The following is a 23,345-nucleotide window of genomic DNA, read 5'->3' as shown; positions in this document are numbered from 1 at the left end:
CGTAGGCGCTGGCCCGCTGCCGGCGAGTTCACTGATCTCAACCGGGAGAACCGGGTCGTGCGCGAATCGTTTTCGGATCAACGTGGTTCTAGTACGGGTGCGGCGCCGAGAATCCACTCTCGGCTGATCGGATTGATTTCCTGCTCGCGGCGGTAGACGGATCGCAGCTCCCGCAAAAGGGAGTCGCGTTGCCACGCCTGTACCTGCTTCATGACGCCGTCTTCGGAGAACCGGTCGCACTTGTGTGAAACCACCGTCTCCGCGAGCTGGCCTGCCAGCTGCTGTAACAGCCTGGTGTTCGCCTCGAACTGTGCGGCGAAGTCCGGACTTTCTCCGATCATCGCGGTGTGCAAGCTGACCATGAAGTTCAACGGTGAGTACAAATCGACGAACCCCGCCGATGGAGGCTCCCCCTCGATTGCGGCCCATTCTCGGAAGAACCTCTGCATGCGGTTGCTGAGCTTGATCAACCCTTCCAGGTGAGGCACGACCTGCGGATCGTCGGCGACCGTGACGAATCGCCCATTCCGGTAGAGCAAGCCGATAAAGCCCCAGTAGAAGGCGATATCCCAAATCACCTTGGCGGACATCACGGCCGGTGAGCCCATGAGCACGTACTGATCGCAGTACACGGCAAGCCACATGTCGGTCAGGGATCGGAACAGCGAGTCACTGATTCCGGACCGCGCGACGACATCTTCACCGTCGAGTTCGCGGACGATCATGTCGGTGATGAGACCATTACCGATTGCCACGAGGTCCAGTCCCGACGAGTACAACGGATCCAGGAAGATCGCCGAATCTCCGGTGAGACACCACCGGTCGCGGCCGTCGTACACCTTGGTGGCGCCGTGACTGTAGTTCTTCATTACCCGGAAGTCCTTGATCAGGTGTTCGTGTTCTGCCAGGACTGCCGCGCACTGCGGCTCGTACTCGGTGAGCCACGACCGAGCTTTGGTGAGGGTGTTGAATCGGTCGAACCGGTGAAACGCCGGGTCGGCGACGATGCCGACGCTCGTGGATCCGGAAGCGAGCCGGATCAGCCAAACCCAATAGCCCTCCCCCATCAGATGATTCGTGGAGAGTGCGCGATCGCCCTCGACGATGCGGGCCTGCCAGGCCGGGTCGTCGCTCCACCGGCCGATGTCGATTTCAGCGGCGACACGCAACCACACCGCATTGCAGTTGTGTTCGTTGCCGCGCCGTAAACCCAGTTGGCGGGCCAACGCACGATTCCGTCCGGATGAGTCCACCACCCAACGCGACGTCGTTCGGGTGATGCTGTCCCCGTTCTGGATGGAAACGCTGTGCGGCTGTCCCCCGGCGCCGCACTCGACCGTTGCCGCGCGGCCGCGGCGGATCTCGATGCCCGCCGATCGGCAACGTCGGTAGAGCTCGTTCTCCAGCCTGCCGCGGTCGATTTGATACGTCACCTGAGGGATGAAGGAGGAACTGCCGAGTTCCAACCGCTCGGTGATATCCGTGTTTGCACCGTGGGAGAAAAACATTCGCAGGCCCATTTTGCGGATCTGCGAGGTTTGCAGGTGGTTGGCCAACCCAATGCGTTCGCGGAGGTAGTGGGCGGAAACCTCGACCGTCGACTCGCCGACGGTGTGGGTGATCTCAGGCACCGGATGCGAGTGGGGCGAGATGACGGCGATTCGGGTTCGAGGCCTGGCGGTGCGAATCTCCAGCGCCAGGGTCAGTCCGGCCGCACCACCTCCGACGATGGTGACGTCATGGTCAGGGCGACTCTGGTCGACATCCAATCGGGCCTTGAGCCTTCGCACCAGGGAGTCGCGCGCCTGGGGGCTCAACTGCGACAGTTGCGCGCGCACGTCCATACGTCCACCTCTTGCAAACCCGGAGAGATTAAGTTACTTAATAGTTAAGTACGTTACACGAAACGAGGACTCTCGCAAGCCTGGAAGCACACGGCGCCGGTGGGTCGGGCCGCTGACGGGCGCGAGGCCAGATGCGCTGCGGCAAAGACGATCTCAACCGCTGGTCAAGCTTTATGCCGGGCCGAAGCCGGCACAGGCGCCCTCCGACGAAAGGTGCAAACGAAGCCGGGGTAGTTGACGGCCGGGGACGAGACGCCCGCCGGGGCCAACACCGAAGTCAACCGGTGCCGCCGATCGGGCACTTCCACGCGACAACGCTCCGAAAAACCATCGACAACCTGACCTCAGGACCTCTTCATGCCTGCAGCAACTGCCGTACATTTTTTCCTCGAGTTGGCCGTCATTCTCGGAACATGCCGGCTCGTCGGGCTGGTCGCCCAACGCATGGGACAACCGCAAGTCGTCGGCGAGATGATTGCCGGGGTACTTCTCGGCCCCTCACTCCTGGGCCGGGTCGCGCCCGGTGTGCAACACGACTTGTTTCCGCCGGGGCCGGCGAACGTGGTGCTGTACACGGCAGCGCAGATCGGCCTGGTGCTTTACATGTTCCTCGTTGGGCTCAGCTTCGACGTCAACCTGATCAAACACCGCGCCGGAACCGCGGCGGCCGTGTCGGCCGCGGGCATCCTCACACCGCTTGCGCTGGGAGCGCTTGTCGCCCTGCCACTGCTGAACAGCGGATTGCTGTTCGGAAAAGGCGTCTCGCTCGGCTTGGCGATGATGTTCTTGGGCGCGTCGATCGCAACCACCGCGTTTCCTATGCTCGCGCGCATTATTTTCGAACAGCGCCTGTCCGGAACCTCGCTGGGTGCGCTCGCCCTGATCTGCGGGGCGATCGACGATGCGCTCTCCTGGTGCATCCTCGCGGTGGTGCTCGCCATCCATCGAGGCACTCCTACGACGGCCGCGACGGCAATAGTCGGGGGCGTTTTGTACACCGCGTTGTTCCTGATGTTCGGCCGTAAAGCCTTGGCCATCCTCGCCGCGAGATCCGAACGCCGGAGCGCTGTCAGCGCATCGACCTTCAGCGCGGTCTTGGTGTTGCTGATGACGTGCGCATGGTTCACCGACGCCATCGGCGTCTACGCGATATTCGGCGCGTTCGTTGTGGGCGCGGCAATGCCGTCCGGGTTTTTCGCTCACCAGCTCACTGCCAGGCTCGAGCCCTTGGTGACAACGTTGTTGCTGCCGCTGTTCTTTGTCTACTCGGGCCTGAACACCCAGATCGGCCTGGTCAACACCCCGAAGCTGTGGGCGGTCACGGTGGGAATGCTCCTGCTGTCGATTCTGGGCAAGGGCGTTTCGTGCACCGTGGTCGCGTGGCTGAGGAAAGTCCCTTTTCGTGAATCCGTTGCACTGGGTTCACTGATGAACGCCCGCGGACTGATCGAACTCATTCTGCTCAATATCGGACTCCAGGCCGGCATCATCACCCCGACGCTCTTCAGCATCCTGGTGTTGGTAGCCGTCGTCACGACCCTCATGGCCACCCCGATATTCGCGTTCGTCTATGGGCGGCACCGGGCGAGCGAGTCATCCACCACCCCTCGGTCAGGGACTCACGACGTCCAAGACCGCCGCGGCGGAAGTGACGGCCTTGTCCCCATTTCCCTCGTCGTGCAGCAACATGCGCACACCGACACGGCCGGTCCCGCCGCGGTGCGCGACTCCCTCGACCCGGAAGGGGCCCACTTTGCCGCGCGACATGAACATGACATGCCAGCTGACCACCTGGAGCTTTCGGGTCCCGGCGACGCCGGCGGCGAGATCGATAGCCGCCGTTTCTAGGACGAGGTGCTGCGGACCGATGTGCAGCGCGGCGTCCGGGGAAGCGAGTTCGGTGCTGAGCTCGGGCAGCACCCAATGGCCGTCATCCCGCCTGCTGGCCCCGAAGGCCTGCCACAGCGGCGGCAGGTCCGGCGAATCCTCGATCACCAGTTCCGTGCCCGAAACGTCCATCCTGCCGAGGCCTTCCGGCGGAATGCCGATGATCGCTCCCTGTCCCTCGTTGAAGGCGATCACCCGGTCCGGGTTGTCGGCGTCGACGATCTTGCACCGCCCGTATCCCATCGTGCGGCCCTGGTGGACGATGCCGGAGCCGACGATCTCGACGCGCTTGACGTCGTAGCCCGGATCGATGATCTGCACCGACGCGATGACCGGATTGGGCACCGCGACCATGTCGGTCTGGCATCCTTCCGGGGACGAAATGGCTAACGGCGCCACCATGATTCCCCCGGCCTCGTTACGCATGTCACGGCGAATGGTGACGGTGTCGTCGACCTCACCGAGGTCCATCGAGGAGTGCTTTCGGCCGATGTAGCGGTAGCTGAGCAGACCGGTCCAGCGCCGATATAGTTCGTCGCGGTAGGCCTCGGAGTCTCCCGCCAACTCTCGGATATCTCGAAGCTGGTCGTTCAATTCCCGCCTCCTTCAGGCTTTTCCGTGCCGTACCTGGTTGAACGGCACGCCGCGGTCGGCAGCGTACTCGCGCGGAAAGTTCAGGACGCGCTCGCCGATTACGTTGCGCGCCATCTCCGTGGTTCCGCCACCGATGCTGGCGATCTGGCGGCCCAGGTAGCGCGTGCCGATGTCGAGCAAACCCGTCTCGTCGTCGACCGCGGCCACCGGTCCCGCAACCGCCAGCGCGGTGTCGATTTCGACGTCGTGCACCTCGGCCATGTCGAGTCGGATGATCGATCCCGCGGCGGGGGGCAGCGAACCGTCGGCCACGGCGTGAAAGACGTGCTCGCTGAGTTGTCCGTGCACGGCCCGGTGCACCAGAGCCCGCCCGATCATCTCCCGAACACCTTCTCTCCCGGCCTGTTTCGCCTTCTCGGCCACCGACAGCAGGTCGACAGAGACATCCTCGGCCTCGGCGATTCCGGGCCCGCTGGTGTATTCCGACCCGTCGCCCATGCTGCGGCGTTCATGGTAGAGCTGGCGCGACGCGACGTCCCATCCTTTGCCCGGCTCACCGACGACGGCGTCGTCACCGACGTCGACGTCGTCGAAGAACTCCTCGCAGAACTCGACCGAGCCGTTGACCTGCTTGATGCGGTTGATCGTGACACCGGGATGCCGAAGCGGCACCAGGAACATCGTCAGCCCCTCGTGTTTGGGCGCGTTCCAGTCGGTGCGGGCCAGGCACAGGCCGTAATCGGCGGCGAACGCCCACGTGCTCCACGTCTTGGCGCCGTTGATGACCCATCGTCCGTCCTTGCGGTCCGCGCGGGTGAGGACGCCCGCAAGATCGGATCCCCCGCTGGGTTCCGACAGCAACTGCACCAGCACTTCGTCGCCGCGGAGCGCGGCGGCGATGTGCGTGCGCTTCTGTTCCTCGCTGCCCATGTCGAGGATCGTCGCGCAACAGATGGCGAACGACGGGACGTTGAGCATGAGCGGCGTCTCGTAGGCCAGGGCCTCGGCGTCGAACGCCTTCTTGTATTCGTAGCCCAACCCGAGGCCGCCGTACTCGCGCGGGAAGCAGATGCCGGCGAACCCGCCGTCGTACAGCTTCCTCTGTAGTTCACGCGCGCGCCGCCACGAGGGCAGCTCGTCGCGCTGCAGGGCCATTGCTTCGTTGGAATCAAGCCGCGGCAGGTTTCCGGCCAGCCAGGCCTTGGCCCGGCTCCGGAATTCTGCGACCGACTCCGAAGTCACCGGATGGCCTCTCATTCGAGCGTCAAGCTTGTGCTGGGCGACTGTACAGCAGTGGAGCCGAGGCAGTCGAGACCCGCGCCCTCGGCACGGCGTCGCGCCCACCGCCGGTAGTCTGCGAACGACTCATGACGCACCCCTTCGACGACGCCATCGGGCTCGAGACCATCGACGCCTACACCAGGCGCGGCCGGACCCATCCGGAATGGGCCAACATGGTGGGGCCCTTTGGTGGCATCACCGCCGCGGTGATGCTGCACGCCGCCGAGGCGCACCCCGATCGCATCGGCGACCCGCTGGCGCTAACGGTCAACTACGCCGCCCCCATCGCCGACGGTGACTTCGACATCTCGCTGCGACCGGCACGCACCAACCGCAGCAACCAGCACTGGATTGCCGAGCTCAGCCAGGATGGAGACGTCAAGACGACGGCGACCGCGTTGTTCGCCCTGCGCCGCGACGGATGGGACGACACCGAAAGCCAGCCACCGAGCGCCCCGGACCCCGAGCGGCTGCCGGCCACCGATCCCGGCCTGGTTCGCTGGACCAGCCTCTACGACATGCGCTTCGTCGAAGGCCCGATGCCCGGCAAGAACGGGCAACCCAGCCCCTCGTCGACCACCACCCTGTGGGTGCGCGACGGCGCGCAACGCCCCGCCGATTACCCGGCGCTAGCCGCGCTGTGCGACATCTTCTACCCGCGGGTGTTCCTGCGACGCGGCGGCTTTGTTCCGTCCGGGACGATCTCGTTGACGACGTATTTCCACGCCGACCAGCACCAACTCGAGGATCTGGGAAACGACTTTGTGCTGTGCACCGCCCACGCCAACCGATTCGCTCGTGGCTACTTCGACCAGAGCGCGCAGGTGTGGACGCGGGAAGGCACGCTGTTGGCTACCACGCATCAGGTCGTCTACTTCAAAGGCTGACAGGTTTACACTTCGCCAGTGATACGTCACGCCGGGGCGCAGACCGAAGGAATCGAGCCGCTATGACACAGCCCGCGCAGGACGCAGTCGCGGCCACACTGCTTGAGATCGAATCGATCAAGCAGCTCAAGGCCCGCTATTGCCGATACCTCGACAATAAGGACTGGTCCGCGTGGCGAACGGTCTTCACCGATGACTTCGTCAGCGACACGGCCGAGGCGGGCGGCAAGGTAATCGAGGGTGCGGACGAGTTTGTGACATTCACGCGCAAGGCCCTCGGGCGGCCGGCCCAGGCCACCGCGCACCAGGTGCACGCCCCCGAAATCACGCTCACGTCGGCGACCACCGCCCGCGGCGTGTGGGCGTTGCAAGACGTCGTCAGATTCGGGGCGGGCGTGACGTTGATGGGCTACGGGCACTACCACGAGACCTACGAGAACGTTGCCGGGCAGTGGTTTATCAAGAGCTCCAAGCTAACTCGGCTGCGAGAGGATATCGTCACGCCCGTGTTCTCGCTCTATGTCTCCGACCGGACCCGCCGGGCGATCGGCCGTGCCGCGAAGAGGGTGATGGGATGACCGCAGCCATCGTTTTGGTCACCGGTGCGTTCGGCCAAGTCGGCAAGCGTTGCACGCAGATCCTGCTCGAGCGGGGACGCACCGTCGTCGCGATGGACCTGCGCAACGACAACACCGTCGCCGTCGAACGCGAGCTGGCGACAGGCGGATACCCGGGGACGCTCGTTCCGGCCTACACCGATCTGCTGGACGCCGAAGCGGTGCGCAAGCTCGTCGGGACCCATCAGCCCGACGCGGTCGTGCACCTCGCCGCGGTCGTATCCCCGCTGTCGTATCGCAAGCCCGCATTGGCCCGCAAGGTGAACGTGGGTGGCACCGAAAACCTCTTGGCCGCCTGCGCCGTCCTGCGCCGCCCGCCGCTTTTCCTGATGGCCTCGAGCGCCGCGGTATACGGATCGCGCAACCCCTACCGCCAGCCGGAGCGGATCACCCCGGACACCCCCGTGAACCCCATCGATCAATACGGTCAGGACAAGATCCTTGCCGAGGCGGCGATCCGCGCCAGCGGCCTCCCGTACGCGCTGTACCGCCTGGGCGGGGTGATCTCGCCGGATACCCACACGACGGTCAACAGCGACTCGCTGCTGCTGATGCGGTCGCTGCCCAGCGATAACCGCATGCACGCAGTGGATGCGCGCGACGTCGCGCTCGCCTTCGCCAACGGCGTCGACCGGGAGTCGACGATCGCGGGCAAGGTGATTCTCATCGGCGGCAACGAGTCGTATGTGCTCACCCAACGCGAGCTGGAGGACGGACTCATGGAGGCCGTCGGTGTGGGTGGCTTAGGCCCGTCCGCCAGCCTGCCCGGCGACCCCGCCGACGACCGCGGCTGGAGCTTCACCGGCTGGTATGACACCTCCGAAGCGCAGGAGCTGTTGAACTTCCAGGAGCACGACTGGTCCGACACCCTGGCCTGGATCGCCGAAACGCAGGGCCGCATGCGGACCGTAGTGCGAATGCTGAGCCCGATATTGCGCCCGGCGCTGCGTGCCGTCCTGATGGTGCAACGCCGCCTCGAGAGGCGCGGGCCCTACGCCGACCCGTGGGCGCTGATCGAAAAGAAATACGGGACGGCGGCGCTCGCCAGCGTTGACTAGTGGCGATCGCAAGTGCGGCGTAGCCGGGCGCGGCGGGTCGCCACCATCGAGCTAGCCCTGGGACGCGAAGAAGATGGCCGCCTTGCGGATCGAGTCCTCGACGGGCTGGGGCGTCCACCGGAGTTCGCGTTCGGCCTTGCCGTGGTCGAGCGGAGACATCAGCTCGGCCATGCGGATTCCGGCGTAGGCGAACGGCAGGTCCCGGCCCAGGAACGCCGCGGCCGCGTCGTTGACCCGCGCAGCGGCGCGCAGCACGGACATCGGGATGCCGATGCGCGGCGGGCGCCTGCCGACGGCCGTGGCCGCGATCTCGTGCAGCTCGCGGACGCTCATGTAGCGGTCGGAGACGATGTAGCGCTCGCCGTTGCGGCCGCGTTCCGCAGCGAGAAGCATTGCTCTGGCGGCATCTTCGATGCCGACCACTTCGGCCGAGTATCCGAAATAGAACGGGAACCTTCCGGTGGCGACGAGCGAAAGCAAGGAGCCGTGCGGGGTCGGCGCAAAGTCGCCGGGGCCATAGGTGGTGGATATGCACATCGCCACCGCGGGCAACCCCTTGTCCCGCGCGTACGACAGCAGCAGGTCTTCCCCGGCCACCCGCGCCTCGATGTACGGACCGCCCTGATCCCAATTGTGGGGATCGTCCTCGGTGACCGGCCTACTGTCGTTGATCGCCAAAGTGCCTGCGGTGCTGGTGTAGACGAACCTCTTGAGGTCGGCGCCCAACGCCGCATCGAGGACGTGGTGCAGCCCTTCGACGTTCGTGCGGAACAGCTGCGCTGGGTCCCGCAGCCACATCCGGGCGTCGACGACGCAGTAGTAGACGACGTCACACCCGGCCATGGCCGCGCGCAGCGCCTGGTCGTCGAAAACGTCCCCGTAACAGCGCTCGACATCGAGATCGTCGATTCCCTTGGTAGAGCTGGTGGCCCGCAACATGACTCGCACATCGGCACCCGCGGCGACCAGCTGCCGGGTGACATGCGAGCCCAGGAAACCGCTCGCCCCGATCACCAGTTTCTTCGCGGAGCGCATTAACGGTCGATCCACTTCATCTGGGCCTCGGCGTGATGACCCCCGACCGCCGGGGTGAGCCGGTCGAGCCGGGACAACTGGTCCGCGGTCAGCTCGACGGCGTCTGCACCGACGTTTTCTTCCAGTCGCGTCACGCGCTTCGTTCCCGGAATTGGCACGATATCGGGACCTTTCGCCAACAGCCAAGCGAGGGCCACCTGTGCGGGGGTAGCACCGATTTCAGCGCTGATGCCGCGCAATTCGTCCGCGCTGTTCAAGTTGTGCTGGAAGTTCTCGTCGAAGAAGCGCGGGTTGGTCTTACGGTAGTCGCTGTCCGGCAATTTCTCGGTGGAGCGGATCGCACCAGTGAGGAAGCCACGCCCCAACGGCGAGTAGGCGACGAACCCGATACCCAATTCGCGCAGCAGCGGCAGGATCTCGTCTTCTTGATCGCGCGTCCACAACGAGTATTCGGATTGCACGGCGGTGATCCGATGCACCGCGTGCGCACGCCGGATGGTGTTCACACCGACCTCCGAAAGGCCGATGTACCGGATCTTTCCAGCCGCGACCAGTTCCGCCAATGCCCCGACCGTGTCTTCAATGGGGGTCTCCCGGTCGAGACGATGCTGATAGTAGAGATCGATGTGATCGGTTCCGAGCCTTTGCAGCGAACCGTCCACCGCGATGCGGATGTTGGCGGGGCTGCTGTCCAGGCCGCCGCGCCCCGTGTGGGAGATGAGGCCAAACTTCGTGGCCAACACAACCTGATCCCGCCGACCCTGCAGCGCACGGGCGAGCAGTTCCTCGTTGACATACGGACCGTAGACCTCAGCGGTGTCGATCAGTGTCACGCCCAGGTCGATGGCGCGCTGAACGGTACGGATCGACTCGGCGTCATCGGTGCCGGCTCCGGCGTACGCCACGGACATTCCCATCGCGCCCAGGCCAAGGCGGCCGACCTCGAGGTCGGCGAGGCGAGCTTGTTTCATGGGGTCATTGTGCGCCCGACGACTTCACCGGACCTGGCGGGTACCGTTGCGCGAGTGCACCGCATCGATCTCGCCGCGATCCGATGGACGACGTAGGAACCGCGCGACCGGCGCGCAATCTGGCGGTCGACTACTACCGTGCGTCGGGTGTGGTCCTCATCGTGCTGGGCCATTGGCTGGCCGGTTCTGTGACCTACCACGACGGGCAATTCGGCCGCGAGAACCCGCTGCTCGACATGCCATGGACCCAGTGGCTGACCTGGATTTTCCAGGCGGTTCCGGTGTTCTTCTTCGTGGCCGGCTATGCCGGGGCGGTGTCATGGGCTCACCGCCGCGACGCGGAAAGCTTCTCGCGCCAGGCCTGGATCCGGCACCGGCTCGCCCGGGTGCTGGGACCGACCGCGGTCTACGTCGCGCTGGTTTCGGTGATCGTGGTGATGCTCGAGGGTCGGCGTCTACCCGGCACGGTGTTGGAATACGCGGGCTGGGCGGTGGCCATGCACCTGTGGTTCCTCGCCGTCTACGTGCTGGTCGTTTCACTGACGCCGATTGCCGTTGCGGCGCATCGGCGTTGGGGTCTTTTGGTCCCGGTGGCGCTGGGTGCGGGAGTCATTCTGGTCGACAGCGTCTCGCTCGCGGGCCACGTCCCGTATGTCGGCACGCTGAATTATCTGCTGTGCTGGGGCCTGCTCTACCAGCTCGGGATCGCCTGGCAGGGTGGCCTGTTGGCCGGCCGGCGACCGGTGCTGCTCGCCGCCGGTTCGGCCGTCGCCCTGGTGCTGCTGATCCGGGTGGGGTCCTATCCGGTGAGCATGATCGGTGTTCCGGGCGAAGCGATCGAGAACACGACGCCGCCGACGGTGGCGATGATGGCCTTCGGGTGCACGCAGGCGGGGCTTGCGATGGCATTAGCGCCGGCACTGGACCGGGTCCTGCACCACCGATCGGTGCATCGCGTGTTGTCCACCGCCAACGCCAACGTGATGGCTCTCTACCTTTGGCACATGGTTCCGGTGGTCATCGTCGCGATCGTCGCCTATCCGGCCGGGCTGATCCCGCAACCGCACGAGGGTTCGGTGGCGTGGTGGCTGGTCCGGCTCGAATGGATCACGATCCTCAGCGTGGTGACCGCCGCCGAACTGCTGCTGCTGTGGTGGCAGCGTCGGGTCTTCGCGGTTCCGCTGCCCACGTTCGGGCTGCCGCTCGGGGACCGCTTTGCCGAGGCGGTCATGCTGACGGGCGCCGTCTTGGCCGCCGCTGGGCTGCATCTGTTGGCGCAGGGCGGCTTCGCACCGAACGGGCGATTCTCGTGGCCGACCGCAGCCCTGTTCGCCGCTGGGGTCGTGATGGTGGCGGTGCGGCCCAAAACCCAGGATACGGTCCCCCCGAGCAAGCGACTTACGGCCCCGTGAGATGGGCCCTAGTGCCCTGGTCGGTCTCCGAAGTGGAGAGGAATGTTTCCGCCAAGGCTTCCCAGTATCGAATCGGTCGAGCCTAGGCTACAGGGAGACATCCTCGCTAAGGGAGTACACAGATGTCACACGCCACGCTCCACACCAGCCAGGTCCCCCACCAGCGCGCGCAGGACGCCGAGCTACTACGAAAGTCGGGGGTGCACAAGCTCGTCGTGGCGGATCGCGACGGCAACTGCTTGGCGTTCCTATTGGCCTGGGACAGCTTCGACTACGACGCCGAGACGGACACCTATGTGTGCGTCGTCGACAGCGATGGCAGAGACCTCATGACCGTGTACACCGCCGGTGAGATCAAGCCCGCGGCCAAGGCGAACACCTATGTCGTCACCGCGCCCGATCGGTTGAATGGCCACAGGGCGTTGTAGACGCCCCCCGCTACGGCGCAAGCGGCTTCTGACGCGCCAGGCACCGCCTGATCCCGCGTGCAGAACGCCTGTCGCCCCGGCGGCGCGGCGGGACGGATCTTGACATCGCCAAGCTTATGATGGACCGTTCGTACGGTTAGTTTGAGCCGAAGGGTGGACGATGCCTCGACCTGGTAGGCGTGGCGAGATCCTCGACGCGTTTGTCCGCTATGTCGCCGAACGCGGCTACGACAGAACGAATATGGGCGACATCGCTGACGAGCTCGGCATGTCGAAGGGCACCATCGTTCATCACTTCGGCACCAAGGCGCAGATGTTGCGGGAGCTCGAGGAAAACCACCTCGCCCGCCAACTCGATGCGGTGCAGATGGCATGGTCCCGACTCGATACGCCACAGGAACGCATCGCCGCAATCATCTACACCTCCGCACTGCTGCAGGTGGTCGCCCGTGAAGCGACGGTGGCAAGCCAGCGCGAGGTGGTTCAGTTGTCCGACGACCCGGCGATGCAGCACGTGCGCAAGCTGCGGAACCAACTGCAAAGCTTGGCAATTGATGAGATCCGCAGCGGTATCGAACGCGGAGTCTTCCGCACCGTCGACGTCGAACTGGCGGCACTGCAGCTGTGGGGATCGCTCGAGTGGATGTGGGTATGGTTCGGCCCCGCCGACTCCCGCACTCCCGAACAGGTCGGGGCCGCCTTCGTCGATGTGTTCCTCGGCGGGTTGCTGCTCGACCGACTCGGGCTCGGCAAGTGGGCAAGTCCGTCCGCCGACGTGGTATCGGTAGTGCGTGAATGCCTCGCCGCGGTTACGGGTCCGTCCGAATAGCCGCTAATACCTTTGCACCGGGCCGTCATTGGTCCTAAGAAGGCTCAGGCGGAGCCGGCAAATCATCGCTGGTCCGACGCGCGAATAACAATGGTCGATACTGTACGCGCGGTCGATTTCTTGGCGAACGCTCCAAGCCGGTGTACCTGGCGGCCTGCGTCCAGTCGTACCGATTCGCGGCCAAAAATCCTTGTAATCCGTGGAATCAGTCAAATCGGCGTCCGGCATAGCGGGTCGCCGACATCACGAAGACGCGGACATTCCGTCAGTTATTGACTGACCGTACGGTCTAATGCCATAGTGGTGCGTGGCGCAAACTAAGGCGGCATGCAGCCGAAGGGCGGGATCTCAGAGTGTCGGTCGGCGGTGCGACTGGCGTCGGGAATCAGCCGGCGCGGCACGCTACCAGTTTGAGCCGCCGCCGTCGCGTCACGACTTGCGGCGGACAAGTCGGGACCGCTCCCCCGCCCAGTCTCGTTCGAAACACGTTGCTGTGCAGCGCTTTGCGCTGACCGGCGCCGCGACGATCCGGCCCGCTAACCAGGATCACGGTCACCGCCGCGAAGGGAGTACCGCGACCACGCCTCGCCCACTCCAGGAAGCATCGGAGCGGCGACGCCTCGATGCCTGGTCACGTCCCGGGGGGCCCGGATGACCACCTCACACCTGACTGCCAGCAAATTGAGCAGACGGATCCGGCCTGGGACCGAAGTGGCCGGGGGGTTCTTCCGCATGTGCGTACTGACGGGGAAAGCGCTGAGGCAGCCGTTCGAATGGCGCGAGTTCATCTGGAACGGCTGGTTTCTCATGCGGGTATCGCTGCTGCCCACCATCGCCGTGTCCATCCCGGAAACGGTGCTGCTCATCTTCACCCTCAACCTCTTGCTGGCAGAGATCGGGGCCGCCGACGTGTCCGGGGCCGGCGCCGCGATCGGCGCCGTCACTCAGCTCGGGCCGATCGTGACGGTGCTGGTGGTCGCCGGCGCGGGCGGCACCGCCATCTGCGCCGACCTCGGCGCGCGCACCATCCGCGAGGAAATCGACGCGCTCGAGGTGCTCGGCATCGACCCGATCCACCGCCTGGTGGTGCCCCGGGTCGTCGCCTCCACCCTCGTCGCGGTGCTGCTCAACGGCCTCGTGGTCGCCGTCGGCCTCGGGGGCGGCTACCTGTTCAGCGTCTACCTGCAGAACGTCTCGAGCGGTGCCTACCTATCCACGCTGACGGCGCTCACCGGGCTGCCCGAGGTGTTGATCGCGTTCATCAAAGCCGCGACCTTTGGACTGATCGCCGGCCTGGTCGGCTGTTATCGCGGGCTGATCGTCCGCGGCGGATCTAAGGGCCTGGGCACAGCCGTCAACGAGACGGTGGTGCTGTGCTTCATCGCGCTGTTCGCGGTCAATGCGGCGCTGACCACCATCGGCGTCCGGTTCGGGACGGGGCGCTGACATGTCCACCGCTGCAGCCCTCCGCGTCCGCTTCCCGCGGACGAGCGCCTTCGTCATCCGATACGGGGATGCCCCGTCCCGGCCACTGGTCGAGATCGGGCAGATGGTCTGGTTCGCACTGAGCGCAGTCGGACAAATCCCATTCGCCGTGCACCGGTACCGCAAAGAGCTGCTCCGCATGGTGGCCCAGATGGGAATGGGCACGGGCGCGATGGCGGTGGTCGGTGGCACCGCCGCCATCGTCGGTTTCATCACCCTGTCCGCGGGCTCGCTGGTCGCCATTCAGGGGTACGCGACGCTGGGCAACATCGGTGTCGAGGCGTTCACCGGTTTCCTGGCCGCACTGGTGAATGTGCGGTTCGTGGCGCCGGTGGCCGCGGGTCAGGCGCTCGCGGCCACGGTCGGCGCGGGCGCCACGGCCGAATTGGGCGCGATGCGCATCAGCGAAGAAATCGACGCGCTCGAGGTCATGAGCATCCGGTCGGTCCCCTTCCTGGCATCCACCCGGGTGGTGGCCGGACTGATCGTCATCGTCCCGCTCTACGGCTTGGCGATGACGATGGCGTTCCTGTCCCAGCAGGTCACCACCGTCCTGCTGTACGGGCAGTCCATCGGCACGTACAACCACTACTTCCACACGTTCCTGCGCCTCAACGACGTCGGCTGGTCGTTCGCGGAGGTCATCCTGGTCGCGGTGGTCGTGATGACCACCCACTGTTACTACGGCTACACCGCCACCGGCGGGCCGGTTGGCGTCGGCGAAGCGGTCGGCCGGTCGATGCGGCTGTCATTGATCACGATCGTCGTGGTGGTCGTACTGACCGCGATGGCGGTCTACGGCAAGACCCCGAACTTCAACCTCACCGTGTAGCCGCCCATGACGACCCCCGTGAAAGAGAACCCGCAACGCATTCCGCCCTACCGGACGACGGCGTCGGTGTTCTTGATCGTCTCGGCGGTGGTGCTGGGATTCGTATGGTTGCAGTTTCGGGGCCAGCTCACGCCGACGACACGGTTGACGATGTTGGCGCCCAGGGCCGGCTTGGTGATGGATCCGGGTTCCAAGGTCACCTACAACGGCGTGGAAATCGGCCGGGTGGCCAGCATTTCGGAGATCGAGCGTGACGGCATACCGGCCGCCCAGTTCGTCTTGAACGTGAATCCGAAGTGGATCGACCTGATCCCGGCCAATGTGGACGCCAATATCAAGGCCACCACCGTCTTCGGTAACAAGTACGTGTCGCTGACCTCGCCGAGAAAGCCTGCGCCGCAACGCATAACTCCACAGCATGTGATCGATGCGAGGTCGGTGACAACGGAGTTCAACACGCTGTTCGAGACGCTCACCTCGATCACCGATAAGCTGGATCCGGTCAAGGTCAACCTGACACTGGCTGCGGCCGCGCAGGCGTTGACCGGGCTGGGCGACAAATTCGGGCAATCGATCGTCAACGCCAACGCCATCCTCGACGACATCAACCCGCAAATGCCGCAGATCCGGCATGACATCCAACAGCTCGCGGCGCTGGGCGACGTCTACGCCAACGCCGCACCGGACCTGCTCAACGCGCTGAACAACTCCGTGGTTACGGCTCGCACCCTGCACCGGCAGGAAGCCGACCTGGACTCCGCGTTGTTGTCGGCGGCGGGGTTGGGCAACACCGGCGAAGACATTCTCAACCGCGGTGGGCCCTACCTGCAGCGCGGCGCCGCCGACCTGGTGCCCACCGCCCAGCTGTTCGACACCTACAGCCCCGAGATCTTCTGCACCATCCGCAATTACTACGACGAGGAACCGGCGGCCTATGCGACCACCGGCGGCGGCAACGGCTATGCGCTGAGAACGATGAGCGAGCTGACGTCGGGGTTGGGCGGCATGTTGACACTTCCCGGGCTGGCCGGCACCGCGGCCACCATGGGCCTCCTGACCCTGGCCGGGCTGGTCGGCGGGGCGCCGAATCCCTTTGTGTACCCGGACAATCTGCCGCGTGTGAACGCGCGCGGCGGGCCCGGCGGCGCGCCCGGTTGCTGGCAGGCGATCACCCATGACCTGTGGCCGGCGCCGAGTCTGGTGGTCGACACCGGGGCCAGCCTCGCGCCCTACAACCATCTGGAAACCGGCTCACCGTACGCCATCGAGTACGTCTGGGGCCGCCAAGTCGGGGACAACACGATCAACCCATGAAAATCACCGGCTCCGCCATCAAGCTCGGCATCGTTTCGCTGTTGCTGTTGCTGATCACCGTGTCGATCGTCGTGGTGTTCGCCCAGCTGCGCTTCAACAGCACCAACAGCTATTCTGCGGAGTTCAAGAACGCCACCGGGCTCAAAAACGGCCAGTTCGTCCGCGCCGCCGGAGTGGAGATCGGCAAGGTCAAAGCGGTGCGGCTGATCGAAGGCGGCCAGCGCGTAATGGTGGACTTCAGTGTCGACCGCTCGATACCGCTCTACCAGTCGACGACCGCGCAGATCCGCTATCTCAATCTGTTCGCCGACCGCTACCTGGAGCTCAAGCGTGGCGAGGGCGACGGCAGCGACAAGTTGCTGCCGCCGGGCGGATTCATCCCCCTGTCTCGAACGGCGCCCGCGCTCGATCTCGACGCCCTGATCGGTGGATTCAAGCCACTGTTTCGGGCGCTCGATCCGGAAAAGGTCAACACCATCGCGTCGGCCATCATCACCGTGTTCCAGGGCCAGGGCGGCACCATCAACGACATCCTGGACCAGACCGCCCAGCTGACGGCGCACATCGCCGAGCGCGACCAAGCGATCGGCGAGGTGATCAAGAACCTGAATGTTGTGCTCGACACCACGGTCGGGCACCGCAAGGAATTCGACCAGACCGTCGACAACTTCGAAAGACTGATCACCGGCCTGCAGAATCACGCGGACCCGTTGGCGGCCGGGATCGCGAACATCAGCAACGCCGCCGGAACGGTAGCCGACCTGCTCGCGGACAACCGCGCTCTACTGCACAAGGCCATCAATTACCTGCAGGCTCTGCAACAGCCCCTCGTCGACCAACGCGATCAACTCGGGGATCTGATCCACAAGACGCCGACCGCCCTTAACCTGATCGGGCGCAGCATCGGCCTCTACGGAGACTGGGTGAACTTCTACCTGTGCGACCTCAGCATCAGGTGGAACGGGTTGCAGCCCGGCGGCCCGGTCCGCACGGTCCGGATTTGGCAGCAGCCCACCGGTAGGTGCACGCCGCAATGAGAACGCTGACGGAGTTCAACCGCAACAGGGTCGGGCTGATGGGCATCACCGTGCTGGTGCTCGTCGTCGCCGTCGGCCAAAGCTTAACCAGCATCCCAATGATGTTCGCCAGCCCCAGCTACTACGGGCAATTCACCGACACCGGTCAACTCAACAAGGGCGACAAGGTGCGCATCTCCGGGGTGAACGTCGGCAAGGTGGAGGCGTTCGAAATCGACGGCGACCACGTCCGGATCAAGTTCAACATCGGCGCCAACACGATTGGCAGCGAGAGCCGGCTCGCGATCAAGACCGACACCATCCTCGGCAAGAAGGTGCTCGAGATCGAGCCGCGGGGAACGCAGACATTGCGACCGGGTGCCGTGCTGCCGCTGGGCCAAAGCACCACCCCCTATCAGCTCTACGATGCCGCCTTCGATGTCACCAAGGCCGCCACCGGCTGGGACATCGACACGGTCAAGCAATCGCTGAATATCCTGTCGCAGACCATCGATCAGACCTACCCGCATCTGAGTGCCACGCTCGACGGGTTAACCAGGTTCTCCGACACCATCGGTAAACGCGACGAGCAGATCAAGCACCTTCTCGCTCAGGCTCATCAAGTGGCCAGCGTGCTCGGGGACCGCAGCGAACAGATCAACCGGCTACTGGTCAACGCGAAGGCGCTACTGGTCGCGTTCAACGAACGTAGCCGCGCTATCGGCTCGCTCCTGCAGAATATTTCGGCCTTCTCGGCCCAAGTGCAGGGATTCATCAACGACAATCCGAACCTCAATCCGGTGCTGGAGCAGTTGCGCGCCATCAGCGACGTACTGGTGGCGCGAAAGGACGACCTGGCTCAAACCCTCACGTATGTCAGCCAATTCGCCGCGTCGTTAGGGGAATCGGTCGCGTCGGGGCCGTACTTCAAGATCGTCCTGTCCAATCTGCTGCCGTACTGGATTTTGCAACCGTTCGTCGACGCCGCCTTCAAGAAGCGCGGTATCGACCCGGAGGACTTCTGGCGCAGCGCTGGGCTTCCCGAATTCCGCTGGCCCGACCCCAACGGCACCCGGTTCCCCAACGGAGCACCGCCGCCCGCTCCCCCGGTGCTGGAAGGCACCCCTGATCACCCAGGGCCGGCGGTGCCGCCGGGAACGGCGTGCTCGTACACGCCACCGGCTGACGCGCTGCCGCGACCGTGGAACCCGTTGCCCTGCGCGGGTGTTGACGTCGGCGCCTTCGGCGGCAGTTTCCCGGCGCCGATCGACGTCGCGACGTCACCACCGAACCCGAACGGCCTGCCGCCGACGCCGGGCATCCCGATCGCCGCGCGGCCGGGCGAGTCGCCTCCCGACGTCCCGGGCGTACCGGTGCCACTGCCCATCCAGGCACCGCCGGGCGCGCGCACCGAGAACCTACAACCCGCGGGCCCCACCCCACCGCCGTCGGTGTTCGCCCCCGGACTCCCGCCCGGGCCGCCGGCGCCGCCGGGACCCGGACAGCAGTTGCCGGCGCCGCTCATCAACCCCGGCGGCACGGGGGGCAGCGGCATCACCGGAGGTAACCAGAATTGAGCAGCGTCTTGCAGATCCGCAAACCGCAGCCCCGGACCGTCGTCGGGGCGCTGGTGGTGCTGCTGGCCCTTGTCGCCGGAATCGCCGGCTGGCGGCTCTACCAGAAATTGACCACCAACACCGTAATCGCCTACCTCCCAACGGCGAATGCGCTCTATTCCGGAGACAAGGTCCAGATCATGGGCGTGCGCGTGGGTTCGGTCGACAAGATCGAGCCGGCCGGCGACAAGATGAAGGTGACGTTTCACTACGACAACAAATACAAGGTGCCCGCCAACGCGTCCGCCGTGGTCGTCAACCCAACCCTGGTGGCGTCGCGGAGCATTCAGCTGGAGCCCCCCTACAAGGGAGGGCCGGTGATGGGCAACAACGCGGTGATTCCGATCGAGCGCACGCAGATGCCGACGGAGTGGGACGAACTGCGTGAAAGCGTCGCCAACATCATCTCCAAACTCGGCCCGACGCCCGAGCAACCCAAGGGCCCGTTCGGTGAGGCCATCGAGTCGTTCGCGGACGGATTGTCCGGCAAGGGCAAGCAAATCAACACCACACTGAACAGCCTGTCGCGGTCGCTCACCGCGCTGAACGAGGGCCGCGGCGACTTCTTCGCGGTGGTGCGCAGCCTGGCGCAGTTCGTCAACGCCCTGCACAAAGACGACCAGCAATTCGTCGCTCTGAACAAGAACCTGGCCCAATTCACCGACAAGCTGACCGGGTCCGACCGCGACCTCTCCAATGCGATCCAGCAGTTCGACAGCCTGCTCGCCACGCTGCGTCCGTTCTTGGACAAGAACCGCGAGGTGCTCGCCCACGACGTCGACAACCTCGCCAACCTGACCACCACGCTGGTCCAGCCCGACCCGCTGAACGGCTTGGAGACCGCTCTGCACGTCCTACCGACGCTCGAGACGAACCTCAGCCAGATCTACCACCCGTCACACGGCGCCGTCATGTCCATCCCGGCGATCCCCAACTTCGCCAACCCAATGCAGTTCATGTGCAGCATGATTCAGGCCGGCAGCCGGCTGGGCTACCAGGAATCCGCCGAACTGTGCGCGCAATACCTGGCGCCGATCCTCGATGCCATCAAGTTCAACTACTTGCCGTTCGGGCTGAACCTGTTCAGCACCGCCGAGGCGTTGCCCAAGGAGATCGCCTACTCCGAACCCCGGCTGCAACCGCCCAACGGGTACAAAGACACGACGGTGCCCGGGATCTGGGTGCCCGACACCCCGTTCTCGCACCGCAACACCCAGCCCGGCTGGGTCGCCGCCCCGGGCATGCAAGGCACCCAGGTGGGACCGATCACGGGGGGCCTGATGGCCCCGGAATCTCTGGCCGAACTGATGGGCGGCCCCGACGCCCCGCCCCCGCCCCCGGGCTTGCAAACCCCGCCGGGGCCGCCGAACGCCTACGACGAGAACCCGGTCGTGCCACCGATCGGCCTGCGGGCGCCGCAGGTGCCGATCCCGCCACCGCCGCCGGGGCCGGGAGTGGTGCCGGGTCCGGTCGCGCCGACGCCGGCCGCCGCTACGGGGGCGGGATCATGATGCGCGCCCTAGTGATTCGTGTCCGGCACCTGACCTGGAAGGGGCTCGTCGTGTTGAGCGCCGCGGCGGTGCTGACGTCGTGCGCGAAGTGGCATGGGATCGCGAATGTGCCGATGCCCGGCGGTCCTGGCTCTGGACCCGGCTCCTACACCGTCTACGTCCAAATGCCGGACACGCTGGCCCTCAACGACAACAGCCGGGTGCGAGTGGCCGACGTCTTCGTCGGCACGGTCCGCGCGATCGAGCTCAAGAACTGGGTCGCGACGCTGACGCTGCAGCTGGGCAGGAACGTCAAGCTACCCAGGAACGCCACCGCCAAGATCGGTCAGACCAGCCTGCTGGGTTCCCAGCATGTTGAGCTGGCGGCGCCACCCAACCCCTCCCCGGAGCCGCTGCGGGACGGCGACACCATCCCGCTGAAGAATGCGTCCACCTACCCCACCACCGAGCAGACGCTGGCGAGTCTTGCCATCGTGCTACACGGGGGCGGCATCCCCAACCTCGAAGTGCTGCAGAACGAGGTCTACAACATCGTCAACGGCCGGGCAGACCAGATCCGCGCCTTCCTCGGCAAGTTGGACACCTTCACCGCCCGGCTAGACGAGCAGCGCGCCGACATCACCCGGGCCATCGATTCGACCAACCGGTTGCTCGCGTACGTGGGCCCCCGCTCTGACGTCCTGGATCGTGTCCTCACCGAATTCCCGCCGCTGCTCAAGCATTTCGCCGACAAACAGAATCTTCTGATCAACGCGGTCGACGCGACGGGGCGGCTCGGCGGGGTTGCCGACCAATACCTGTCGGCCGCCCGGGGCGACATCCACCAAGACCTGCAGTCGCTGCAGTGCCCGCTGCGGGAACTCGGCCGGGCGGCGCCCTACCTGATTCGCGCCCTCAAGCTGATCCTCGTCCGGCCGTTCGACATCGACGCCGTGCCCAAGGCATTCCGCGGCGACTACTTCAATCTGTCGCTGACGCTCGACCTGACCATGAGCGCGGTCGACAACGCGGTCCTCACCGGGACCGGGTTCTCCGGAGCGCTGCGCGCGCTCGAACAATCGTGGGGCCGCGACCCCGAAACGATGATCCCCGATGTCCGGTACACGCCGAACCCCAATGACGTTCCGGGCGGCCCGCTGGTCGAAAGGGCCGACAGGCAATGCTGACCCGCTTCATCAAACGCCAGCTGGTCGCGTTCGCCATCCTGACCGCGATCACGGCGGTCGCGCTGGGCTGGTACTACTTGCAGATTCCCAGCGCGGTTGGCATCGGGCAGTACACGCTGAAGGCGGACTTACCCGCGTCGGGCGGACTGTACAAGACCTCCAACGTGACCTATCGCGGTGAAACCATCGGCACGGTCACCGCGGTCGACCCGACCGCGACGGGCGCGCGGGTGACCATGAGCATCGGCGACCGCTACCGGATCCCGATCGATGCGTCGGCGAACGTGCATTCGGTGTCGGCCGTCGGTGAGCAGTATTTGGACCTGGTCTCGGTCGGTAACCCGCGCCAATACTTCTCGCCCGGTCAGACCATCACGAAGGGGACCATACCCACCGAGATCGGGCCGGCGCTGGACGCGGCCAACCGCGGGCTGGCCGTGCTGCCGAAGGACAAGATCGCCTCGCTGCTCGACGAAACAGCCCAAGCCGTCGGCGGTTTGGGCCCCGCGCTGCAACGCCTGGTCGACGCGACGCAGGCCATCGCCGGCGACTTCAAGACCAACCTCTCCGATATCAACGACATCGTCCAAAATTCCGGGCCGGTCATCGACAGCCAGGTCAACTCCGGCGACTCGATCGAGCGCTGGTCGCACAACTTGGACATCCTGGCTGCCCAGAGCGCCGAAAACGACCAGCACGTGAAGAGCATCCTGACCCAGGCCGCCCCGACCGCCGATCAGGTCAACGAGGTGTTCGGCGACATCCGCGAGTCGCTGCCGCAGACGCTGGCGAATCTCGAGATCGTGCTGGACATGCTCAAGCGCTACCACAAGGGCGTCGAGCAACTCCTGGTCGCCTACCCGCAGGGCGCCTCGGAGGGCCAGACCGTGACGTCGGCCTTCCCGGGGTACGCATCACTGGGCACCTCGCTGACGATCAACCAGCCTCCGCCGTGTCTGACCGGGTTTCTCCCGGCACCACAGTGGCGGTCTCCCGCGGACACCAGCCTCGCGCCGATGCCGTCCGGAACCTATTGCAAGATCCCGCAGGACACTCCCTCCAACGCGGTGCGCGGGGCGCGCAACCTGCCATGCGTCGACGTCCCGGGTAAACGCGCCGCGACACCCCGGGAGTGCCGCGACCCCAAACCGTACGTTCCGTTGGGAACCAACCCGTGGTACGGCGATCCCAACCAGATCGTGACCTGCCCGGCGCCGGCGGCGCGCTGCGACCAGCCCGTCAAACCGGGGCTGGTGATGCCCGCGCCATCGGTCAACAACGGCCTCAATCCGGCGCCCGCCGACAGGGTCGCGGGGACGCCACCACCGACCAGCGACCCGCTGCAACGGCCGGGATCGGGCACCGTCGAATGCAATGGGCAGCAACCGAATCCGTGCGTCTACACGCCCGGCGGCCCTCCCCCGGCGGTTTACCTCCCGCAGAGCGGCGAACTGGTGGGGCCGGACGGGGTCAAGTACGCGGTCGAGAACTCGAGCAAGACCGGAGACGAGGGCTGGAAGGACATGCTGGCGCCGCCGGCCGGCCGGTAAAGATGGGAGCGA

19 protein-coding genes and 1 pseudogene are annotated in these 23,345 nt (G+C 65.5%); 15 read left to right on the top strand and 5 right to left on the bottom strand.

The features are described from left to right. Window positions 1-77: 77 nt before the first annotated feature. Window positions 78-1,844, bottom strand: coding sequence for an NAD(P)/FAD-dependent oxidoreductase (locus ACEL92_RS12485; RefSeq protein ID WP_374025847.1), 1,767 nt, complete (start codon window positions 1,842-1,844; stop codon window positions 78-80). A gap of 357 nt (window positions 1,845-2,201) precedes the next feature. Between ACEL92_RS12485 and ACEL92_RS12480 the strand changes: the two are divergent. Continuing rightward, window positions 2,202-3,395, top strand: a pseudogene (locus tag ACEL92_RS12480) (cation:proton antiporter); the annotation flags it as partial. 60 nt (window positions 3,396-3,455) lie between these two features. Here the strand turns inward: ACEL92_RS12480 and ACEL92_RS12475 are convergent. Both ACEL92_RS12475 and ACEL92_RS12470 read right to left on the bottom strand, forming a co-directional pair. Continuing rightward, window positions 3,456-4,325 carry a hypothetical protein gene (locus ACEL92_RS12475; protein ID WP_374025846.1) on the bottom strand — a complete coding sequence of 290 codons (870 nt, stop codon included), beginning with the start codon at window positions 4,323-4,325 and terminating at the stop codon, window positions 3,456-3,458. 12 nt (window positions 4,326-4,337) lie between these two features. After that, the gene (locus tag ACEL92_RS12470; protein WP_374025845.1) at window positions 4,338-5,567 is read right to left on the bottom strand and encodes an acyl-CoA dehydrogenase family protein; all 1,230 of its coding nucleotides are present in this window, start codon (window positions 5,565-5,567) and stop codon (window positions 4,338-4,340) included. A gap of 125 nt (window positions 5,568-5,692) precedes the next feature. Here ACEL92_RS12470 and ACEL92_RS12465 point away from each other — a divergent pair, with 125 nt between their 5' ends. The 3 genes from ACEL92_RS12465 (at window position 5,693) to ACEL92_RS12455 (ending at window position 8,168) form a co-directional block, all read left to right on the top strand. After that, window positions 5,693-6,493, top strand: a complete 801-nt coding sequence (locus tag ACEL92_RS12465; protein ID WP_374025844.1) for an acyl-CoA thioesterase — start codon at window positions 5,693-5,695, stop codon at window positions 6,491-6,493. 62 nt (window positions 6,494-6,555) lie between these two features. Then, complete coding sequence (locus ACEL92_RS12460) at window positions 6,556-7,071, top strand: nuclear transport factor 2 family protein (protein WP_374025843.1); 516 nt, start codon at window positions 6,556-6,558, stop codon at window positions 7,069-7,071. Next, window positions 7,068-8,168, top strand: coding sequence for an NAD-dependent epimerase/dehydratase family protein (locus ACEL92_RS12455; protein ID WP_374025842.1), 1,101 nt, complete (start codon window positions 7,068-7,070; stop codon window positions 8,166-8,168). The genes ACEL92_RS12460 and ACEL92_RS12455 overlap by 4 nt, the downstream gene beginning before the upstream one ends. 51 nt (window positions 8,169-8,219) lie before the next feature. On the opposite strand, the gene ACEL92_RS12450 is transcribed toward ACEL92_RS12455, so the two are convergent. Both ACEL92_RS12450 and ACEL92_RS12445 read right to left on the bottom strand, forming a co-directional pair. Then, window positions 8,220-9,203: an NAD-dependent epimerase/dehydratase family protein gene (locus tag ACEL92_RS12450; RefSeq protein WP_374025841.1), complete on the bottom strand. Its 984-nt coding sequence runs from the start codon at window positions 9,201-9,203 to the stop codon at window positions 8,220-8,222. Continuing rightward, entirely contained in the window at window positions 9,203-10,174 is a 972-nt protein-coding gene (locus tag ACEL92_RS12445; protein WP_374025840.1) for an aldo/keto reductase, read from the bottom strand. Before ACEL92_RS12445 ends, ACEL92_RS12450 begins: the two co-directional genes overlap by 1 nt. Before the next feature lie 83 nt (window positions 10,175-10,257). Between ACEL92_RS12445 and ACEL92_RS12440 the strand changes: the two genes are divergently transcribed. The 11 genes from ACEL92_RS12440 (at window position 10,258) to ACEL92_RS12390 (ending at window position 23,333) form a co-directional block, all read left to right on the top strand. Further along, on the top strand, window positions 10,258-11,586 hold the full coding sequence (locus ACEL92_RS12440; RefSeq protein ID WP_374025839.1) for an acyltransferase: 1,329 nt from the start codon (window positions 10,258-10,260) through the stop codon (window positions 11,584-11,586). Window positions 11,587-11,708: 122 nt separating this feature from the next. After that, the gene (locus ACEL92_RS12435) at window positions 11,709-12,014 is read left to right on the top strand and encodes a hypothetical protein (protein ID WP_374025838.1); all 306 of its coding nucleotides are present in this window, start codon (window positions 11,709-11,711) and stop codon (window positions 12,012-12,014) included. A 160-nt stretch (window positions 12,015-12,174) separates the two neighbouring features. After that, window positions 12,175-12,843 (top strand): TetR/AcrR family transcriptional regulator, encoded by a 669-nt coding sequence (locus ACEL92_RS12430; RefSeq protein ID WP_374025837.1) that lies wholly within the window; start codon window positions 12,175-12,177, stop codon window positions 12,841-12,843. 732 nt (window positions 12,844-13,575) lie between these two features. Beyond that, on the top strand, window positions 13,576-14,289 hold the full coding sequence (locus ACEL92_RS12425; RefSeq protein WP_369830318.1) for an MlaE family ABC transporter permease: 714 nt from the start codon (window positions 13,576-13,578) through the stop codon (window positions 14,287-14,289). Between the two features lies 1 nt (window position 14,290). Continuing rightward, window positions 14,291-15,160, top strand: a complete 870-nt coding sequence (locus ACEL92_RS12420; RefSeq protein WP_374025836.1) for an ABC transporter permease — start codon at window positions 14,291-14,293, stop codon at window positions 15,158-15,160. Window positions 15,161-15,166: 6 nt separating this feature from the next. Next, on the top strand, window positions 15,167-16,474 hold the full coding sequence (locus tag ACEL92_RS12415; RefSeq protein ID WP_374025835.1) for an MCE family protein: 1,308 nt from the start codon (window positions 15,167-15,169) through the stop codon (window positions 16,472-16,474). Continuing rightward, window positions 16,471-17,511, top strand: a complete 1,041-nt coding sequence (locus ACEL92_RS12410; protein ID WP_374025834.1) for a virulence factor Mce family protein — start codon at window positions 16,471-16,473, stop codon at window positions 17,509-17,511. Before ACEL92_RS12415 ends, ACEL92_RS12410 begins: the two co-directional genes overlap by 4 nt. Next, a complete protein-coding gene (locus ACEL92_RS12405; protein ID WP_374025833.1) occupies window positions 17,508-19,067 on the top strand; it encodes an MCE family protein in 1,560 nt (519 codons plus the stop codon). Before ACEL92_RS12410 ends, ACEL92_RS12405 begins: the two co-directional genes overlap by 4 nt. Then, complete coding sequence (locus tag ACEL92_RS12400) at window positions 19,064-20,617, top strand: virulence factor Mce family protein (RefSeq protein WP_374025832.1); 1,554 nt, start codon at window positions 19,064-19,066, stop codon at window positions 20,615-20,617. Before ACEL92_RS12405 ends, ACEL92_RS12400 begins: the two co-directional genes overlap by 4 nt. Continuing rightward, complete coding sequence (locus ACEL92_RS12395; RefSeq protein WP_374025831.1) at window positions 20,614-21,783, top strand: virulence factor Mce family protein; 1,170 nt, start codon at window positions 20,614-20,616, stop codon at window positions 21,781-21,783. The genes ACEL92_RS12400 and ACEL92_RS12395 overlap by 4 nt, the downstream gene beginning before the upstream one ends. Beyond that, window positions 21,777-23,333 (top strand): MCE family protein, encoded by a 1,557-nt coding sequence (locus ACEL92_RS12390; RefSeq protein WP_374025830.1) that lies wholly within the window; start codon window positions 21,777-21,779, stop codon window positions 23,331-23,333. The genes ACEL92_RS12395 and ACEL92_RS12390 overlap by 7 nt, the downstream gene beginning before the upstream one ends. The last annotated feature ends 12 nt before the right edge of the window (window positions 23,334-23,345 follow it).

The organism is Mycobacterium hainanense (assembly GCF_041890355.1).
In the GTDB taxonomy this organism is placed as follows: domain Bacteria; phylum Actinomycetota; class Actinomycetes; order Mycobacteriales; family Mycobacteriaceae; genus Mycobacterium; species Mycobacterium hainanense.
Note: the sequence above shows the minus strand (reverse complement) of the source record. Positions and strands in the feature narration are given on the sequence as shown.

Bases quoted from the DNA above. Each gene is read 5' to 3' on its own strand.
- ACEL92_RS12455 (WP_374025842.1), top strand. From the start codon at position 7,068: ATGACCGCAGCCATCGTTTTGGTCACCGGTGCGTTCGGCCAAGTCGGC.
- ACEL92_RS12440 (WP_374025839.1), top strand. From the start codon at position 10,258: ATGGACGACGTAGGAACCGCGCGACCGGCGCGCAATCTGGCGGTCGAC.
- ACEL92_RS12460 (WP_374025843.1), top strand. From the start codon at position 6,556: ATGACACAGCCCGCGCAGGACGCAGTCGCGGCCACACTGCTTGAGATC.
- ACEL92_RS12410 (WP_374025834.1), top strand. From the start codon at position 16,471: ATGAAAATCACCGGCTCCGCCATCAAGCTCGGCATCGTTTCGCTGTTG.
- ACEL92_RS12450 (WP_374025841.1), bottom strand. From the start codon at position 9,203: ATGCGCTCCGCGAAGAAACTGGTGATCGGGGCGAGCGGTTTCCTGGGC.
- ACEL92_RS12445 (WP_374025840.1), bottom strand. From the start codon at position 10,174: ATGAAACAAGCTCGCCTCGCCGACCTCGAGGTCGGCCGCCTTGGCCTG.
- ACEL92_RS12435 (WP_374025838.1), top strand. From the start codon at position 11,709: ATGTCACACGCCACGCTCCACACCAGCCAGGTCCCCCACCAGCGCGCG.
- ACEL92_RS12415 (WP_374025835.1), top strand. From the start codon at position 15,167: ATGACGACCCCCGTGAAAGAGAACCCGCAACGCATTCCGCCCTACCGG.
- ACEL92_RS12390 (WP_374025830.1), top strand. From the start codon at position 21,777: ATGCTGACCCGCTTCATCAAACGCCAGCTGGTCGCGTTCGCCATCCTG.
- ACEL92_RS12405 (WP_374025833.1), top strand. From the start codon at position 17,508: ATGAGAACGCTGACGGAGTTCAACCGCAACAGGGTCGGGCTGATGGGC.
- ACEL92_RS12425 (WP_369830318.1), top strand. From the start codon at position 13,576: ATGTGCGTACTGACGGGGAAAGCGCTGAGGCAGCCGTTCGAATGGCGC.
- ACEL92_RS12485 (WP_374025847.1), bottom strand. From the start codon at position 1,844: ATGGACGTGCGCGCGCAACTGTCGCAGTTGAGCCCCCAGGCGCGCGAC.
- ACEL92_RS12465 (WP_374025844.1), top strand. From the start codon at position 5,693: ATGACGCACCCCTTCGACGACGCCATCGGGCTCGAGACCATCGACGCC.
- ACEL92_RS12420 (WP_374025836.1), top strand. From the start codon at position 14,291: ATGTCCACCGCTGCAGCCCTCCGCGTCCGCTTCCCGCGGACGAGCGCC.
- ACEL92_RS12430 (WP_374025837.1), top strand. From the start codon at position 12,175: ATGCCTCGACCTGGTAGGCGTGGCGAGATCCTCGACGCGTTTGTCCGC.
- ACEL92_RS12395 (WP_374025831.1), top strand. From the start codon at position 20,614: ATGATGCGCGCCCTAGTGATTCGTGTCCGGCACCTGACCTGGAAGGGG.